The 17,403-nt window shown below is 70.8% G+C and carries 11 protein-coding genes; 5 read left to right on the top strand and 6 right to left on the bottom strand.

The window, feature by feature from the left end; translation table 11 throughout:
- Nucleotides 1-76: 76 nt before the first annotated feature.
- Nucleotides 77-1,480, top strand: a complete 1,404-nt coding sequence (locus tag HUG12_RS05770) for an ATP-binding protein (protein WP_179267851.1) — start codon at nucleotides 77-79, stop codon at nucleotides 1,478-1,480.
- Between the two features lie 1,352 nt (nucleotides 1,481-2,832).
- Here the strand turns inward: HUG12_RS05770 and HUG12_RS05765 are convergent.
- The 3 genes from HUG12_RS05765 to HUG12_RS05755 form a co-directional block, all read right to left on the bottom strand.
- Nucleotides 2,833-4,203 carry a methyl-accepting chemotaxis protein gene (locus HUG12_RS05765; RefSeq protein WP_179267850.1) on the bottom strand — a complete coding sequence of 457 codons (1,371 nt, stop codon included), beginning with the start codon at nucleotides 4,201-4,203 and terminating at the stop codon, nucleotides 2,833-2,835.
- Between the two features lie 150 nt (nucleotides 4,204-4,353).
- On the bottom strand, nucleotides 4,354-5,835 hold the full coding sequence (locus HUG12_RS05760) for a sodium:solute symporter family protein (RefSeq protein WP_179267849.1): 1,482 nt from the start codon (nucleotides 5,833-5,835) through the stop codon (nucleotides 4,354-4,356).
- Nucleotides 5,835-6,092, bottom strand: coding sequence for a hypothetical protein (locus tag HUG12_RS05755; protein WP_179267848.1), 258 nt, complete (start codon nucleotides 6,090-6,092; stop codon nucleotides 5,835-5,837). The genes HUG12_RS05760 and HUG12_RS05755 overlap by 1 nt, the downstream gene beginning before the upstream one ends.
- Nucleotides 6,093-6,369: 277 nt before the next feature.
- Between HUG12_RS05755 and HUG12_RS05750 the strand changes: the two genes are divergently transcribed.
- The gene (locus HUG12_RS05750) at nucleotides 6,370-8,517 is read left to right on the top strand and encodes an oxidoreductase (protein WP_179267847.1); all 2,148 of its coding nucleotides are present in this window, start codon (nucleotides 6,370-6,372) and stop codon (nucleotides 8,515-8,517) included.
- A 108-nt stretch (nucleotides 8,518-8,625) separates the two neighbouring features.
- Here HUG12_RS05750 and HUG12_RS05745 read toward each other — a convergent pair whose 3' ends face one another.
- On the bottom strand, nucleotides 8,626-10,311 hold the full coding sequence (locus HUG12_RS05745) for a (2,3-dihydroxybenzoyl)adenylate synthase (RefSeq protein WP_179267846.1): 1,686 nt from the start codon (nucleotides 10,309-10,311) through the stop codon (nucleotides 8,626-8,628).
- Between the two features lie 465 nt (nucleotides 10,312-10,776).
- Here HUG12_RS05745 and HUG12_RS05740 point away from each other — a divergent pair, with 465 nt between their 5' ends.
- From HUG12_RS05740 to HUG12_RS05730, 3 genes are all read left to right on the top strand, one after another.
- A complete protein-coding gene (locus tag HUG12_RS05740) occupies nucleotides 10,777-11,544 on the top strand; it encodes an IclR family transcriptional regulator (RefSeq protein ID WP_179267845.1) in 768 nt (255 codons plus the stop codon).
- A gap of 909 nt (nucleotides 11,545-12,453) precedes the next feature.
- The gene (locus tag HUG12_RS05735; RefSeq protein WP_179267844.1) at nucleotides 12,454-13,278 is read left to right on the top strand and encodes an MBL fold metallo-hydrolase; all 825 of its coding nucleotides are present in this window, start codon (nucleotides 12,454-12,456) and stop codon (nucleotides 13,276-13,278) included.
- A 219-nt stretch (nucleotides 13,279-13,497) separates the two neighbouring features.
- Nucleotides 13,498-14,502, top strand: a complete 1,005-nt coding sequence (locus HUG12_RS05730) for a DUF5787 family protein (protein WP_179267843.1) — start codon at nucleotides 13,498-13,500, stop codon at nucleotides 14,500-14,502.
- A 48-nt stretch (nucleotides 14,503-14,550) separates the two neighbouring features.
- Here the strand turns inward: HUG12_RS05730 and HUG12_RS05725 are convergent, their stop codons facing one another.
- Both HUG12_RS05725 and HUG12_RS05720 read right to left on the bottom strand, forming a co-directional pair.
- The gene (locus tag HUG12_RS05725) at nucleotides 14,551-16,020 is read right to left on the bottom strand and encodes an aryl-sulfate sulfotransferase (RefSeq protein ID WP_179267842.1); all 1,470 of its coding nucleotides are present in this window, start codon (nucleotides 16,018-16,020) and stop codon (nucleotides 14,551-14,553) included.
- Nucleotides 16,017-17,384 carry a PQQ-dependent sugar dehydrogenase gene (locus HUG12_RS05720; RefSeq protein WP_179267841.1) on the bottom strand — a complete coding sequence of 456 codons (1,368 nt, stop codon included), beginning with the start codon at nucleotides 17,382-17,384 and terminating at the stop codon, nucleotides 16,017-16,019. Before HUG12_RS05720 ends, HUG12_RS05725 begins: the two co-directional genes overlap by 4 nt.
- Nucleotides 17,385-17,403 lie beyond the last annotated feature (19 nt).

Genomic DNA, 17,403 nt, shown 5'->3' with positions numbered 1-17,403 from the left:
GAATCGCGTCCCGAAGCGGGGCGAACCTTCGTCCGCTTCGACGTGCTTAAACGGGGCGGGCGGGAAGGGTAGTGGGATGAGTGACCCGGCAGTCGACGTGGTCGAACTCCTCGTCACCGCGCGCCGATACACCGACGACCGCGCGCTCGACGCGGACGACCTCCCGCCGCGATACCGCCGCGTCTTCTGGAGCGACGCCCCGGACGACGAGGGCGGCCCCGGCGGCGTCGAGCGACCGCTCCACGTCACCGAACCGAACGCGACGACCGCGACCGGCGTCGAGCGACCCTGGGAGGCGATCTCGGACCTCCTGTTCACCCAGCGGACCGACTTCTCCGGCGAGCTGGAGCTGACCCAGCCCGACATGGCGACTGAGTGGCTGCTCGACCGCGTCGACGACGAACGGCTCCTCGCGAACCCGGTGCTCGCGAAGGTCGCCGAGGAGTCAGGCGCCGAGTTCGGCGTCGGCCACGAGGAGGCGCGCGACGAGAACCGTCCCATCCGCGCGGACCGCGTCTGGATCGACGCGCTGCTCGACGAGTACTTCGGCGACGACGACGACGAGGACGGGGACGACATGCTCGATCTCGTCACGGTGAAGGCGCCCGAGGAGATCGAGATGACCCTCCAGGACCTCGTGCTCACCGAGGACCAGGAGGGCGAGATTCACAAGCTGATGAAGGCCATCGAGCACCGCGAGTACCTCGCGCAGATCGGCCTCCGCGAGATCGGCAAGCTCCTGTTCGTCGGCCCGCCCGGCACCGGCAAGACGACCGCCGCCCGGGCGCTCGCACACGAACTCGGCCTCCCGTTCGTCGAGGTGAAGCTCTCGATGGTGACGAGCCAGTACCTCGGCGAGACGGCCAAGAACGTCGAGAAGACGTTCGAGGTCGCCAAGCGACTCGCGCCCTGTATCCTCTTCATCGACGAGTTCGACTCGGTGGCGAAGACCCGCCGGAGCGACGAGCACGCGGCGCTCAAGCGCGCGGTCAACACCCTGCTGAAGTCGATCGACGACATCTCGCTGGTCCGCGACGAGGTGCTGCTCATCTCCGCGACGAACCACCCCGACCAGCTCGACGCAGCCGCCTGGCGGCGCTTCGACGAGATCGTCAACTTTCCGAAACCGGACCGGCAGATGCGCTCGGACATCCTCGAGATCATCACGCGCCGGATGGAGATCGCGGAGTTCGACCCGCAGGAGGCCGCCGAGCGGACGGAGGGCCTGACGGGGTCGGACCTCCGGATGGTGCTGCGGGAGGCCGTGCTCGAGGCCCTGACCGACGAGCGCATGTCCATCACCCAGGAGGACATCATGAACGCGGTCGAGGACTTCGAGGAGCGCGACAACCTCAAGAACATGGACATGATCGAGGGGGAGGGCGCCGAGGTCCCGGAAGTCGCCGGCGACGGCGGGGAGTCGTCCGGCGGCGGATCACACGACCACCACGACGGTCACGACCACTCGCACGACGACTGAGCGTCCGGACCGGCCCCGTTCCCGCCCTCACCCGCCCGTCACCGCACCGGATCCCCGGAGGTGCCGGTACGGGTTCGAGACCGCAGTGACGACGCCGTACCACTCGGGACACGCAAGCGGCACCGTCCAGGCGGACATCGACTCCTCGACGTAGCCACTGCCGAACGAGGCGTGAGCGCCGACGAGGAGGAACTGTCGGGGAGCGTGAAAAGCGAGACGGACAGCGGCGGGAGCGCGCTCGCGACGACGCCGACCAGCAGGACGCCGAGCCCCCGGAGGAGACGAAACGACGCGGCCCGTGCGACCTCGGCGAAGCGGCCGTGTCCGGGGACACGGACGGACGCGTGCCCGCGCCGGAGGCCGGCGACGACGGCGGCGGCCGGGAGGTACCAGAGCGCGATTCCGGTCAGGACGTCGAGCGTCATGAGCGGGGACGACGGGCCGACGATATGATCGGTGTGACTCCACGCGTACCACGGCCAGTAGAAGTGGAACTCCGTCCACTCGTGCTACCCGCCGGTCGTCCACGTCCGCCACTCGCGGTGGACGGCCCACAGCGTCACCGCCGTCGCCAGCACGAGCGTCGTCCACGTGCGAGCGAGGGCTCGGAACAACCGTCGCCCAGTTTCGGGCGACGAGACGCAGTCACGTCCGCGGGAAGCCCGCGTTCGCGCGTCGGAAGGGGTCCGCGTCCCCTCCGAGCCGGTTCCTCGAGCGGTCACGTCGGGCGAGTTGGACGAGAGAACTTGTTCCGGTCCGGGGCCCTCCTCGGCGACCGCCTGGGCCGTGCCGGTCGGGGCCCCGGGGTTCGAAACGCGACCTCGGGCGGTTCCACGACCGTCTTCCGTTCGCGAAGATATAATTTTTCTATCTATTATTTACATTCTATGTTTAGGGGGCGCGCCGAGGCTCCGGTGCGCCGGCGACAGCGGGGTGACGCCGTGCCGACATCCGGTCCGGGCGGCCGACTACGTGGCTCCACTCGGTCGTTTTTCGCCGTCGTCCCCGACAGTCGATGCGGTCCGACCTCGATTTCCGTTCGTCGAAGGTGAATCCGCCTTCCATCCGCCCGATCTGAATGGGTTTCCCAGTTATAGCGAACGATGTTCAGTCCCATCCCCGTATTTCTTCGTTCCGCCATCCTCCTCTCGACCGGCCGCGTGTAGTCTCGCTGCCGCCGATTTTGTTTATGAAATCGTATGATTTTTTAATCTTGTAATTTCTTCTACTGTTCGGCTCCCGTCGACCCATATGGGTCCACGGATGGGGTCGGACGCCCTGTATCGATCGGACGTCACGAGGCGGCGGGGCCGCGCGGTTCGACCCGCCACGGGGCCTCGTCACGTCCGTGACTACTCGGTGAGCGAGGAGACCTCCGCCTCCACGGCGCGGGCGTGCTCCCGGCCCTCGTCCGCCGTGGCGGCGACCTCCTCGATGCGGCGCTCCATCGCCTCGAGCTCCTCGACGGCCTCCCCGATCATCGCCGAGATCTCCTCGGCGGAGGCCGCCTGCTCGTCGGTCGCCGTCGCGATCTCGCCGGTCCCGTCGACCGTCTCCTCCGCGGCGGTGACGATGGACTCCAGGGCCCCGGTCACCCGGGCCACCCGCTCGCGCGCGCGTTCGACCTCGTCCGCCATCGCCTCCAGTTGGTCGGCGGTCTCCCCGCTCCGCGCCTGGATGCGCGCGACGATGTCGCTGATCTTCTCGGCCTCCTCCTGGCTCTCCTCGGCGAGCGACTTCACCTCGTCGGCGACGACCGCGAACCCCTCGCCCGCCTCGCCCGCGCGGGCCGCCTCGATGCTCGCGTTGAGCGCCAGCAGGTTCGTGCGCTCGGCGATCGTGTTGATGACGGCCGTGATGTGGTCGACCGCCTCCGCCTGGTCCCGCAGCGTCTCGACGGTCCCCGTCACCTCCGCGGCGGCGGCGTCGACGTCGCGCATCGCCTCGTCCGCGGCCGCCGCCGCGGTCTCCCCGTCGGCCGCCCGCTCGGCGGCGTGTTCGCTCGCGGTCTCGACCTGGGCGGCGCTGGCCGCGATCTCCTCGACCGCCGCGCTCAGGTTCGACACCTCCTCGGCAACCTCGTGCATCCGCTCGGCCTGTTCGCCGGCGAACGCCTCCGTCTCCTCTGCGAACGACGCGACGTCGTCGACCGTCGTCACGACGTCGTCCACGCGCCCGCTCACCTCGGTGCGGACCTCCCGCTGGAGGCGCTCGAGTTCGCGCTGCCGGTCGACGTGTTCGGAGACGTCCGGGGCGACCACGAACGCCCCGGTCACGTCGCCGTCCGGGTCGCGAAGCGGGATGCCGTACACCTGGAAGATGCAGTCGGTCGTCGGCACCTCCCGGACGTCGTCCTCCGCGACCGGTTCGCCCCGCCTGAGGATCTCGTCGGAGAGCGGTTCGCTCTTCCCCTCGGGATCGATGACGTCGGCGGCCCGTTCCCCGACGGCCTCCTCGCGCGGGACGCGGAGATCCGTCCCCAGCTTGTCGTTCCAGTGCGTGAGCGATCCCTCCCGGTCCGTGATCAGAACCCCCTCGGGGAGTTCCGCGACGAGCTGGTCGAACAGGCCGCGCCAGAAGTCGCGCTCGTGGCGGAGCCGCGTTCGCTCGTCCAGCGACTCCCCGCCCTTCCCCGCGACGTACGGGTCGACCAGCCGCTCCGGTTCGGAGAACCAGTCGTCGTCGATCCCGGCGGGTCCGTCCTCGATCGCGTGTCCGCTCATTGGTCCCACCAGACGGGACGGTTCCTTATAATCGACGGTTAGGGTACATTCCGAATGCGTGGCGGCCTCGGAATAAAATCGGTCGGCCGCCGACCCCTCCGACGCGAGGTCGGGCCGGCCGCCGTCCCCCGGCCCGCGGGACGGCCGACGCTACCAGACGTCCTCGAAGAGCGCCTCGTACTCCTCGACGGGCGCCTCGTCCGGGACCGACGTCGCGTAGGTGGCGACGATCATCACGAGCAACTGGCTCACGAGGATCGGGACGAACGGGAGGAACCCGAACGTCAGCCCCTCCGGGAGCAGGCCGAGGTCGAACGCCCAGATGAGTACGAACCCCCAGACGAGGCCCGCGTACGCGGTCGTCTTGGTCGACCGCTTCCAGTAGAACGCCGCGACGATGGGGAAGAACATCAGCGCGTAGCCGGAGAACGCGAACGTCGCCGTGTCGACGATGGAGTCCTTCGTCAGGAGCGCGCCGGCGTAGGCGGCCGCGAAGATGGCGACGAGGAACACCCGGGAGTACCAGATCTCGGTGGCCTCGTCGGCCTCGAAGAACTCGTGGACGACGTCCTCGGAGAACATCGTGCTGAGCGTGAGCACCTGTCCGTCGAGGCTCGACATCAGCGCGGCCAGGATGCCGGCCAGCGCGAAGCCGATCGCCCAGACCGGGAGCAGTTCGGCGACCACGGTGGGGAGGATGAAGTCCGGGTTCGCGATGTCGGGGAACTGCGCGAGCCCCCAGAAGCCGAGCAGCACCGCCGGCACCCACGTCAGGATGACCGCGACCGGGTAAAGGACGGAGGTGTTCTTCAGCGTCTTGACGGAGTTCGCGGTCATGTACCGGATGAACAGGTGCGGGTAGACGAACGCGCCGAACGCGACGATGAGCGCCTGGGAGAACCACGTCCGGGGCGCGTACGGCGGGATGCCCGCGCGGTCGAGGAACACCCCGTCGTTGATCTGTGCGACCGCCGCCGTCGCCTCGTCGAAGCCGCCCAGTTCCAGCGGCACCCAGAGGAAGACGGCGAGCAGGAACACGATGAACACCGCGCCCTGGAACGTGTTCGTCCACCCGGTGCCGCGCATCCCGCCCTGATAGACGTAGAACCCGACCACGGCGAGGGTGACGAGCGCGCCGAGCCAGTACGGGACGAGCCCCTCGGTGATCGCCTCGAGGGTGATGCCCGCCCCCTGCACGCCGACGAGGACGTAGGGGACCGTCCAGACCGTGAACAGGACCATCAGCAGGAGGCCGAGGTAGTCGGCGTTCCAGCGGTGGTTGACGATCTGTCCGGGCGTGATGTGGCCGAACCGCTTCCCGACCAGCCAGATCCGGTAGCCGATCGTCATGACGAACACCGGGAAGAGGAACGCGAACAGCGAGACGAAGAAGCCGTACGCGCCCGCTCCCGTGCGATAGGCGAGCCCCGGCGCCCCGATCATGACGACGGCGGTCATGTTCGTCGCGAACAGCGCCGCGAGCAGCACGACCGTGTTGAACGACCGGTCGGCCATCAGGAAGTCCTCCCTGCTGGCGGTCGTCGTCCGGGAGGCGTACTGTCCGACGCCGAGGACGGCCAGGAGGTACGTCCCGGTGATGCCGAGGATGACGAGGTTCGCGGTCGAGACCATCAGCGTTCCTCCCTCGTCGGCTCGAACGCCGCGGGCGGCGTCGGCGCGGCGCGGTACATCGCGTAGAGGATCAGGACTCCCACCAGGTTGAAGCCGATGTCGAACGCGAGCTGGATCGGCAGCCAGCCGAAGACGAGCGTCCCAGCGTCCATCAGTCCGAGGAACTCGCTCTGGTGCAGGAAGACCATCCCGACGACCACCACGAGGAGCCCGAATCCACGGGCCGTGTTCGGGTACCAGAAACTGTCGCGTAGCATGGTACTTGCCCTCATTCCCCGTCTACTACAAAAACGTTGCGTATAATCGTGAAGGTGGCGCCTCGATCGTCGCAGCCCGGAGGGCCGTTCCCGCCGAGACGTGGCGGGTTGCGCGGACGACGGCGTCGGGCCGGGAACGGGGGTCGTGTCGACCGGACCCGTGGACAATAATTAATACGGAGTCCCGACCAGTTCGAGGCGTGACGAGCGAGAGCCTGCCGCACGCGGGGACAGCACGGTACAGCAACCGCCGGTTCCGCCGGGCGACGAGCCCGTCATGGACGTAGCCACGATCGGCGGGGGGCCGGGGGGGCTCTACGCCAGCCTCCTGCTGAAGCGGACCCACCCCGACTGGACCGTCACCGTCCACGAGCGGAACCCGCCGGACGTCACCTACGGGTGGGGGATCGTCCTCCCGAAGCGGACGCTCTCGAAGCTCGCCGAGGCGGACGGCCCCTCCCACGACGCGATCGACGGGACCGCGACCCGCTGGGAGCCGTTCGACCTCTACTACGGCGGCGAACGCTACCGCTCCCACGGGCACACGTTCCTGAGCATGATGCGGACCGACCTGCTGGCGCTCCTGCAGGAGCGCTGTGCCGAGGTCGGGGTCGAACTCGTCTTCGACCACGCCGTCGAGGACCCGGACGCGCTGGCCGCGGACGCCGACCTCGTGATCGCCGCCGACGGCATCCACAGCGGGACCCGCGAGGCGTTCGCCGACGAGTTCGGCGCCGAGACGATCGACGGCGAGACGCGGTTCTCCTGGTTCGGGACGGACGCCGACTTCGAGGCGCTGAGCCACATCTTCGTCGAGAACGACGACGGGATCTGGTGTGCCCACACGTACCCGGGCGAGACGAGCACGTTCATCGTCGACTGCGACCGGGAGACCTGGACGAACGCCCGACTCGACGAACGGCCGGAGGAGGAGTACCTCGCGTACCTCGAGGACGTCTTCGCCGACCACCTGGACGGGCACGACCTGCTCTCACAGCAGGACAAGTGGCGGACGTTCACCACGGTCACGAACGACCGCTGGCACCACGGGAACGTCGTCCTGCTCGGCGACGCCGCCCACACGGCACACTACTCCATCGGCTCGGGGACGACGATCGCCCTCGAGGACGCCATCGGCCTCGCGGACGCCCTCGACGGGTTCGACGGCGACGTCGAGTCGGCGCTCTCCGCGTACGAGTCCGAACGCCGACCGGCCTCGCGGTCGCTCCAGCGGGCGGCCGAGCGGAGCAGGTTGCACTTCGAGCACATCCGTCGGTTCTTCGACCTCCCCGGCGTCCAGTTCGCGCTCCACCACATGACCCGGACCGGCCGGATCTCGTACGCCAGCATGCGGCGGCGCGACCCCGACCTCGTCGACCAGTTCGACCGCTGGTTCGCCGCGGCCACCCCCGGCGGCCCGGACGAGCCGGCGTCGGTTTCGGAGCCGTCGCCGCCGCTCACGCGGCCGCTCGACCTCCGGGGGCTCCGCCTGCGGCGGCGGACGGTCAGCGTCGCCGGGCCCACGACCTCGTCCGTCGAGGGGGCGCCCTCCGATCCCCAGCTGGCCGCGTTCGGCGAGCGGGCCGCGAGCGACGCCGGGCTCGCGATCACCGAGCCGCTCGCGGTGTCACGGGACGGCCGCATCACCCCCGGAAGCCCCGGGCTCTACGAGGACGCCCACGCGGACGCCTGGCGCGACGCCGTGGACGCGGCGCGGGCGCCGACCGGAACCCAGCTCGTCCACGCGGGCGACCGCGGCGCGGTCCAGCCGCGGGCGTTCGCGCTCGAGGGGCCGACCCGGCGGAACGAGTCGTGGGCGCCGCGGATCGACGACCGGTACCCGAACCGTCCCGGGACGTTCTCGCCGGGAGCGATGACGCGGGAGGACCTCGCACGCGTGAAGCGGTCGTTCGTCGACGCGACCGAGCGGGCGGACGACGCCGGGTTCGACTACCTCCAGCTCCAGTTCGGGAACGGCTACCTCCCCGGGTCGTTCCTCTCCCCGGTGACGAACGACAGGGCCGACGAGTACGGCGGCCCCGTCGCCGATCGCCTCCGGTTCCCGCTGGAGATAGCGCGCGAGGTTCGGGCGGCCTGGCCCGAGTCGAAACCGCTCGGCGTCGCGCTGCAGGCCACCGACTGGGCCGACGGCGGCCTCACGCTCGAGGAGTCCTTCGAGGTCGGGCGGGCACTCGTCGACGCGGGGGTCGACCTGCTCGCGCCGGTCGCCGGCGGGGTCTCCCCCCACGAGTCGCCCGACGACGTCGAGGGGCTCGCCAACTACGGCGACCACCTCCGGAACGAGCTCGACGTCCCGACGATGGCGACCGTCGGGGCCACGACCGCCGACGAGGTGAACACGCTCGTGGCGACCGGGCGCGCGGACCTCTGTACGTACTACGGCGAACCCGGAGCCGACCGGTAACGGACGGGTCGGGCGGGCCGACCGGTCGACGGTGCGGCGGCCTGGTGCCGACGACGCGGCGGGACCAAGTCGACGGTGCGGCGGGTCGACGCCGCCCGGTCGCGCGGCCTACACGGGCCCGGACTCGGCGTCGGTCTCCTCGGCGATACGTTCCTCGAGCAGCTTCTTGTCGAGCTTCCCGACGCCGGTTCGCGGGAGCTGCGACCTGACCTCCAGCCGCTCTGGCCGTTTGAACACGGCCATGCCGCGCTCCGCGAGGAACTCCGTGAGCTCGTCGAGCGTGAGCGACTCGACCCCCTCGGCGAGTTCGACGAACGCGCACGGGCGCTCGCCGAGCCGGTCGTCGGGCATCGCGACGACGGCGACGTTCGCGACGCTCGGGTGTTCTGCGACCACGTCCTCGACGCCGGGGGCGTAGATGTTCTCCCCGCCGCGGATGATCGTGTCCTTGATGCGGCCGAACACCTGGTAGTTCCCGTCCTCCCGGCGCGCGAGCACGTCCTCCGTGTAGAACCAGCCGTCGTCGTCGAAGTTCTCCTCGTTCTCCTCCTCGTTCCGGAAGTACCCCGTGAAGTAGCCGGGACCCCTGACCGAGAGTTCGCCTGTCGTGCCGTCGGGAACCTCGGCCTCCCGGTCCATGTCGACGACCCGCACCTCGGCGGCGTCCGCGATGGGGCGGCCGACCGTCTCCGCCTGGACCTCCACGTCGTCGTCCGGGCGCGAGCAGACGAGCGGCCCCTCGGCCATGCCGAAGATGTTGCAGAAGCCGACGTCCCAGCGGTCGACGCACTCCCTGACCACCCGGGGCGGGACCTTCTGCCCGCCGCTCACGAGCACCTCGAGGCTCGAGAGGTCGTACTCGTCCACGTCCGGGTGCTCGAGCAGGTCGATGAGCTGGGTCGGGATCGGGAGCGAGTACGTGCCGCCCACGCGTTCGATCAGTTCCAGCAGCGCCCCCGGTTTCAGGACCGGTTCGACCGCGACCGTCGCGCCGGCCCAGAACGCCGCGCCGACGATGCAGTTCAGCGACGCGTTGTGGCCGATGGGGACGCTGGGGAACGCGACCCAGTCGTCCTCGACGCCGGCCGCCGCGGCCATGTGCTCCCACTGGAAGAGGTAGTCGTTGTGGGTCCGAGGGATGCCCTTCGGCATGCCAGTCGTCCCCCCGGACAGGAGCATGACGCCCGGGTCGGTCGGAGCCACGTCCACCCCGTCGACGCCGCCCTCGGTCGGCTCCTCGCGGAGGGTCGCGAAGTCGAGCCAGCCGTCCGGCAACCCGTCGCCGGACTCGGTCACGGCGACGTGCGTCTCGAGGTGGGCGAACTCCCCGGTCAGGTCGTCGACCAGCCCCACGAAGTCGAACCCCATGTCGTACCGGTCCCCGGCGGTGACGTACGCGGTCGCATCGAAGAGATCGAGCAGGTGGCGGACCTCGGCCTCCCGGTGTCGCGGGAGCGCCATGACCGGGATGGCGCCGAGACGGGAGCACGCGAAGAACGCCTCGAGGAACTCGACGCAGTTCGGAAGCTGGAAGAGGACGCGCTCGTTCGGGGCGACCCCCCGCGCGCGGAGCGCGTCGGCGAGCGACCGCGAGTTCGATGCGAGTTCGGCGTAGGTGAGCTCCCGGTCGGGGCCCACGACCGCCGTCGCGTCCGGGGTGGTCGCCGCCCGATCGTCGACGAGGCCGTGGAACGTCGTGTCGCGCCAGTACCCCTCGTCTCTGTAGGCGGCGGTTCGTTCCTCCGGGAACGGTCGGTATCCCTCGAGGGAGGCGGGGTCACGGTTAGCGCCCATGTGTGAACGTGCCACTCTAGCCCGAAACACACCTTAAATCATCGGTATCCGCGGTGCGTCGCCGTCCCGCCCGCCCGGTGTCCGGCGAACCCGGCGGTTCCCGTGCGAGCGGGCCGGCAGGCCGCGCGACTCACGCGGTCAGTGACTGACCGCCCCCCGCGGTTCCCGACACCGTTCGCGGAACGGTCGAACGACGAAACGAACGGAGTTCGCGAGCTTGGAACGGGAGGAACGCGGGCTCGATCCCGAATCGTCACCGTAAACGAAACCGTATGAAGATTTCTTCCTCCATCCGTTCAACTCCCCTATCAACTGGTTCCGTTCTGTGAGGGGGAACCGATCGCGCGAGTCGCCGGGTGTCCGGTCGGATCCCGCCCGTGGTTCCGTCTCGAGGAACAAATGACGGCGCGAACCTGTCGGTAACTATACGCAACGCATAATGGGGCCCCGGGAGAGTGAGCGGGTATGAACGCGAGGCCGACGGACGGGACGGTGAAATCGGACGAGACGCTCTTCGAGATACTCGGCGCGCTCCGGGAACGCGACGGCGGGCGGGTGACGACCGTCGCCGAGGAGGTCGGGGTCTCGAAGAGCACCGTCCACCGCCACTTCGCGACGCTCCGGAAGCACGGGTTCGTCGTCAAGGACGGGTCGACGTACGAACTCAGCCTGAAGTTCCTCGACGTCGGCGGCTACGTCCGCGAACAGAACCCGCTGTACAAGCGGATCAAGCCGACGGTCCGGACCATCGCCGAGGAGACCGGCGAGTTCGTGTCGTTCCTCGTCGAGCAGGAGGGGCGGGGCGTCTACCTCTACAGCGAGCGGGGCAGCGAGGGCGTCCAGAACGACGTCCGGATCGGCCGGCACGTCCTGCTCCACCAGTCGGCGGCCGGGAAGGCGATCCTCGCGTCCCTGGACCCCGACCGCGTCCCGCGGATCGTCGCCGAGCACGGCCTCCCGCCCCGGACGCCCGAGACGGTCACGGACGAGGCGGAGCTGTACGAGGAACTGGAGACGGTCCGCGACAGGGGGTACGCCTACGCCCGCGGCGACCACACGAAGGGGCTCTGGGGAGTCGGCGTCCCGGTCCACAACCCTGACGGCGACGTCGCCGGCGGCCTGATCGTCGCGGGGCCCACCCACCGGATGCGGGGCGACTGGTTCGAGGACGAACTCCCGGAGTACCTCAAGGGCGTCGTGAAGGAGTTCGAACTGAACATGTCCTACTCGTAGGCTGGTTCGGGGCCCGCCCGGAGGACCCCGTCCCGCCGTTCGACGGGGGCCGTCGCGGTTCGAGCACGAAGCCCCGACCTCCGAACGGATAGATTACAAAGGTACGTGTGTAATCCCTGCTACGTGCTCGGTCCGGCCGCGGGACGGGAGCGACCCCTCGCGTTCCGGTCGGGAGTCGTCACGAGCGTACCGGAACGGAGTGGCTCGGACGGGACTCAAGCACGAATGGCGACGTATTTACCATACTTCTACACATTATGTATATCTAGTAGTTCTGTCGGAGTACGGCTTCGACGTACGTGCGGGGACCGGCCGCCGCGAGCGGAGGGACGGCCGGGGAACGGTCCGTCCGTGAGGGCCGCTACGCGCGTCGAACTGGAGGAACGAGATGTCCCACCGTGTGACGGGCGGGACGGGGGGATCGGAAGGGGCCGACGTCGGAACCGGACGGTCGGCGCTCGAACCGGCCGTCGCTCGCGTCGGCGGGACGCGCGGCCGAGCGTCGACCTCGTGCGCCGCGGAACCGTCCGACGGCCGCGTCGCCGTCGCCGGATCGTGGCGGGCGTCCCGGTCGGACATGGGATCCGAGCGGCGCTGCGACGAGGCTGCCGGGACGATAGGTCGTGCGCACGTCGGTGGAGCGGCCGTTCGACGTCGGCAATGACGGTCTCGCCCTTTCGGGCGTACGCCCGGCGCGACCTCGACCGGAGTCACTCCTCGGTCACGCGACCTCGTTTCGAACGTAATTCTGATAGATATACTATGTGTTCTCATTCATATTGATTCCATTATGTTAAACGGCCGGTCGGTTCCGCTCGCGCGCCGCCGCCGGGGCAGTCCGGCGCGTCGACCCCGGTCCGCCGACTCCGATACCCCTTACTCCCCCGCCCGCCTTCGCCCGCCTAGCGAATGCGCGTCACGCTGCTCGGCACGGGCGACACGACCGGCACGCCGACCGTCGGGTGCGACTGCGACACCTGCCGGGCGGCCCGCGAGCGCGGCGTGGAGCGCTCGCGCTTCTCCGTCCACGTCGAGAACGAGCGGACCGGCGAGTCGCTCCTCGTCGACTTCTCGCCCGACTTCCGCCGGCAGTTCCTCGACTCGGGCGTCCCGCTCCCCGACGCCGGAGTCGTCACCCACGTCCACTTCGACCACCTCGACGGCCTCGGCAACGCCTACCGCGTCTTCGACGAGTTACCCGTCCACGCGGCCGACGAGACCGACCCCGCGACCGGGGAGTCGGTCGCGGACACGATCCGCTCGAAGTACGACTACCTCGACCGCGTGACCGTCCACGACGCCACGCCCCATGGGGCGGCGCGGATCTGCGGGCTGGACGTGACGCTCGTGCCGGTCGACCACCCGCCGCTCGTCTGTTACGGGCTGGCGATCGAGGACCCCGTGACGGGCGCGAAACTCTCGCTCTCCGGCGACACGAGCTACGACGTGCCGCCCGCCTCCCGCGAGGCGCTGGCCGAGCCCGACCTCCTGCTCGCGGACGGCATCGTCCCCGCGAGCCTCTGCGAGCGCCACCCGCTCGGGGGGACGGACCGCGGCCCGGACGGCGTCCCGCGGACGTTCGGCACCAAGCACATGACCCGCGAAGGGGCGCTCGCGCTCGCCGACGACCTGGACGCGGGGGAGGTCAGGGTCGTCCACGCCGCGCACTTCTACCCGCCGGCGGAGGCGTTCGAGGACCCGCTGGCGGTGGACGGCGAGGTGTACGAGCTGTAGTCCGGAGCGGCCGGGTCGGGAGCGCGTCGTTTCCCGTCGGTACGGGACCCCTCGGTCACCCGTCAGCGGCCGGATCCCGCCGGAACCTCCCTAACGCAGCACGCGGGGCCTTCGAGGCGGTCCTGCCGGCGCCCGAACCCACGCCGGACGGCCGACGCCGAACCCACCTCCGCCGTACACGAGGCGTTTTTCCCCGCCCGCCCCGGACGACCCACGAGCATGGAGTTCGGCTTCGAACTGGCGCTGTGTGCCCACCTCGAGCGAGCGGAGGAGTGGGTGCTCGCCCGCCAGCTCGGGGCCGCCGTCGTCTCGCCCGGCGCCCGGGTGATGGACGTCGTCGCGATCGAACCCGGCCCCGGGTTCGCGGACAGGGCGCGCATCACCGACCGGGCCATCCCCAACGCCGCCGTCGAGGCCGACGTCGGCGTGGGCGAGGCGCGCTACTGGCGCGACGCCTTCGACGGCCACCCCGACCGCGCGCGCGAGCGCGTCGACGCGGCCGTCGAGTCCGGCTTCCTCGCGCGCGAACGACGCGGCGGCCGGGAGTACGTCCGGCAGACGGCCCGCTACCCGGACGACTGGGTCGGGAAGCTCGTCGGGATCGAGAACAAACCCGACCTCGGGAGCCCGGGCGAACTCGAACGCCAGCTCCGGTTCGACGTCTCGCTCGGCCTGTTCGACGAGGTGGTGCTGGCGACCGCGAGCCACGTCACCCGCGCCCACCTGAACCGGATCCCGGAGGCGGTCGGCGTCTGGCGGTTCGACCCCGACTCCGGTCCGACGTCGGCACACGACCGCGATTCCGACGCGGACCCGGGCGGGCGGACCGTCCTCCGCGAGCCGACGCCGCTCCGGCCCGACGCCCCGGGGATCGAGGTCCTCGACGAGCGCCCGCTCCGGACCGACGTCGCGGTCGTTCCCCCCGACGAGAAGGCGAAGGGACGCCGCCGGGTCGCCGAGCGCGCCTACGGCAAGGGCTGGCGGACCTACGACCTCCCGGACTGCGCGCGCTGTCGGGCGACGGCGGACGGCCGTCCCGGGTGCGGGCACTTCGACCGCGTCGTCGACCCGGCCGTGGCGTGCGGGTCGGACTGTCCCGGGTTCGAGGCCGGCGACGCGCCGTCGGTGGACGCCGACGCGCTCCGGGACGCGAACACGCCCTGGGAGCGCGACCCGGCCGGGACCGCCCGACGACAGAGCGGGCTGGGTCGCTTTCTGGAGTAGCGGTTCACCTGTTGGAGTAGCCGGACCGACGCCCGAGCGACGCGGGGCTCAGCGTCGCCACCAGACGACGAACCCGCCGACGAGCGCGACGACCGCGACTCCGACGACGGCCCCGACGGCGGGCGAGATCCGACCGATCGACCGGCCGGCGCTGCCCGGCGGGACGGTCGTGTACGTGCGGTCGGTTCCGGCGTCCCCGCCGGGGCCATCGGGCCCGTCAGTTCCCGACCCGTCTCCGGCACTCCCCCACAGTTCGTCGTCGGGGACGAGCCGGCTCCCGCCATCCCAGCCGGTGATGAACGCGGAGCAGGCTTCGATGCGCTCGACGTCGTAGCCGGCGCTGCCCCGCATCTGATGGGTTCCCTCCGCGCCGATCCGGCGCATCGTGGGCCCCTCGGAGCCGGGGTCGGTGCCGACGCGCTCGGCGTCGTACGGCTGCCACGGCGCGTAGAACTCCCAGACGACCTCCCCGCGCGGCGTGACCTCGAGGATGCGCTGGCCCCGGCGGTCGGTCACGAGCGTGTTGCCGTTCGGCAGGCGGTCGGCGTCCCGCGGCTCGTCGAGGTCGCCGCCCTCGAGCACCCACGTCCGCTCCCACCCGCCGTCCTCGCGGGCGTACTCGACGACCCGGTCGTTGAGGCTGTCGGCGATCAGCACCGTTCCGGTGCCGTTCTCACCCTCGAGGTAGTCGGGGTTGTGCTGCTCGTTCATGACCTCGTAGTCGTCGTCCGCGCCGAGCGTCCAGACGACCTCCTTCGTCTCGCGGTCGATGGCGATCGTCTGGTCGAAGTTGCGGACCGAGACCATGAACACGCCGTCCTCGATCTCGTCCACGTCGTTGACGTGGGTCCAGTCGTCGCCGTAGGGTCCGCCGCCGTCCCGCGGGAAGCGGTCCGTGTGCTCGTCGAACCGCCACTCCCAGACGATCTCGCCCTCGGTGCGGTTGTAGACGACGACGCGGTTGCGCTCATCGCCCTTGTCGACGGTGACGTACTCGCCGTCGCCCAGGTAGTCGACGTCGTGGGCGTCCTCGACGTTCCGCAGGCGGTCGACGGCGACGTGCTCGCCGGTCGCCGGGTCGACCCGTTCGAGGACCGAGATGCCCGGCTCGGTCGTCGCCATCAGGAGGTCGCCGTTCGGCAGCGGGTCGACGTCGTAGGCCCACCACCGACCGGCCGCGGCCTCGTCGTGGACGCCGACGACCGAGCCGTTCGGACGGACGCCGAGCAGGACCGCGGGCGTCTTGTCCCCGCCGCGGGCGCCCTGGATGGAGATCAGCGTCGTGCTCGACGGCTCCTCGCGGATCGTTCCGACGCAGGGGTTGAGACCCTGCGCCGTCCCGGCGGCGCCGTACCCGGCGACGCCGTTCACGCTTCCGCCGGCCGTGCCGCCGCCCGCCGCGCCGGCGCCGACGGCGCCGACGGCGCCGACCGCCGGCGCGAGCGCGAGCAGGCCGACGAGGAGCGCCACCGCGAGGACGTCCCGCCCGCGGCTCGACCGCCCCGACCGTCCCGTCATGCGGACGCCTCCAGCCTGACGAGCACGTCGTCGCGCTCGCGGGGGAACGGCTCCCGGGCGCGGCCGTCCCTGTTCGAGGTGATGGCGTACAGCGCACCGTCGGGGCCCTGCTCGACGTGACGAACCCGGCCGAGTTCGTCCCCGAGTCGCGCGTGCGCGGTGACCGTGTACGCGTCGTCGAGCCAGTCGGCGTCGAAGCGGCGGCCGTCCCCGACCGGCGGCGGCTCCGCGTCGGGCGGGGTGAGCGTCGCGACGAGCAGTTGCTGGCTGTTGAGGCCGCCGACCAGCAGCCGGTTCCGCCAGGACGGAACCCCGTCGCCGGTGTAGAACCGGCAGCCGGTGGGCGCCCACGTCGTCCCGCCGCTGCTCGCGAGCGGCCGGTGGACGTCCGCGGACGCGTCCCCGTACTCCTCACGGGAGCGAACGTCCGGCCAGCCGTAGTCGGCGCCGGGTTCGAGGCGGTTTATCTCGTCCTTCGCGGACGGCCCGTGTTCGGACGCGATCGGGGTCCCCTCCGGGAGCCAGGCGGTCCCCTGCGGGTTCCGGTGGCCGGAGGTGAACACCCGCGGGTCGCCGCCCTCGACGTCGGGGTTGTCCGGGGCCGGTTCGCCCCGGACGGTGACGCGGAGGACCGAGCCCGCCAGGCTCGACGGGTCCGCCGCGAGCGACTCCTCGCCGGCGTCGCCGACGGTGACCCAGAGGAACCCCCGCGGCCCGAACGTGAGGCGGCCGCCGTTGTGGATGTTCGAGGCGGGGATCTCGTCGATCAGGACCGTCTCGGCCGCCCCCGGGTCGTCGGCCGACAGGTCGAACCGCGAGACGCGGTTCCGCACGTCGCCGCCGACGCCCGCCACGCCGCCGACGTCGGCGGTGTAGTAGACGAACAGCAGCTCCGCGTCCGGGTAGTTCGGGTGGACCGCCACGCCGAGGGTGCCGCCCTCGCCGCCGTCGACCCACCAGGGGCGGTCCTCGTGGCCCGGCGGCACCGAGCCCGCGTCGATGGCGTCCGCCGGCGCGAGCACGGACTCGAGGTCGCCGGCCGAAAAGCGCGTGACCCGTCCGACGCGCTCGGTGAGGAACAGGTCGCCGTTCGGCGCGACCGAGACGTCCCAGGGGATCTCGAGGTTCTCGACCAGCACGTTCGCCTCGACGTCGGCCGTCGGGGCGTCGTCGGGCGCCTCCCAGCCCTCCTCGGGCGTGAAGGTGACGTCCGGTTCGGGGACCGTCGTCGCCCCGGCGGGCGACTCGGGGGAGGAGCTGCCGGGGGACCCCTCGATCGGAGCGCCTCCCGGCTGGCTACAGCCGGCGAGGGCGGCTCCCCCCAGGGCCGCGAGGGCTCGTCGTCGGGACCAGCGTCGTGACATACGTGTCCGGACCGACGGG

It is taken from the genome of Halorarum salinum, assembly GCF_013402875.1.
Classification (GTDB): domain Archaea; phylum Halobacteriota; class Halobacteria; order Halobacteriales; family Haloferacaceae; genus Halorarum; species Halorarum salinum.
This window is presented reverse-complemented; position numbering and strand designations above follow the sequence as displayed.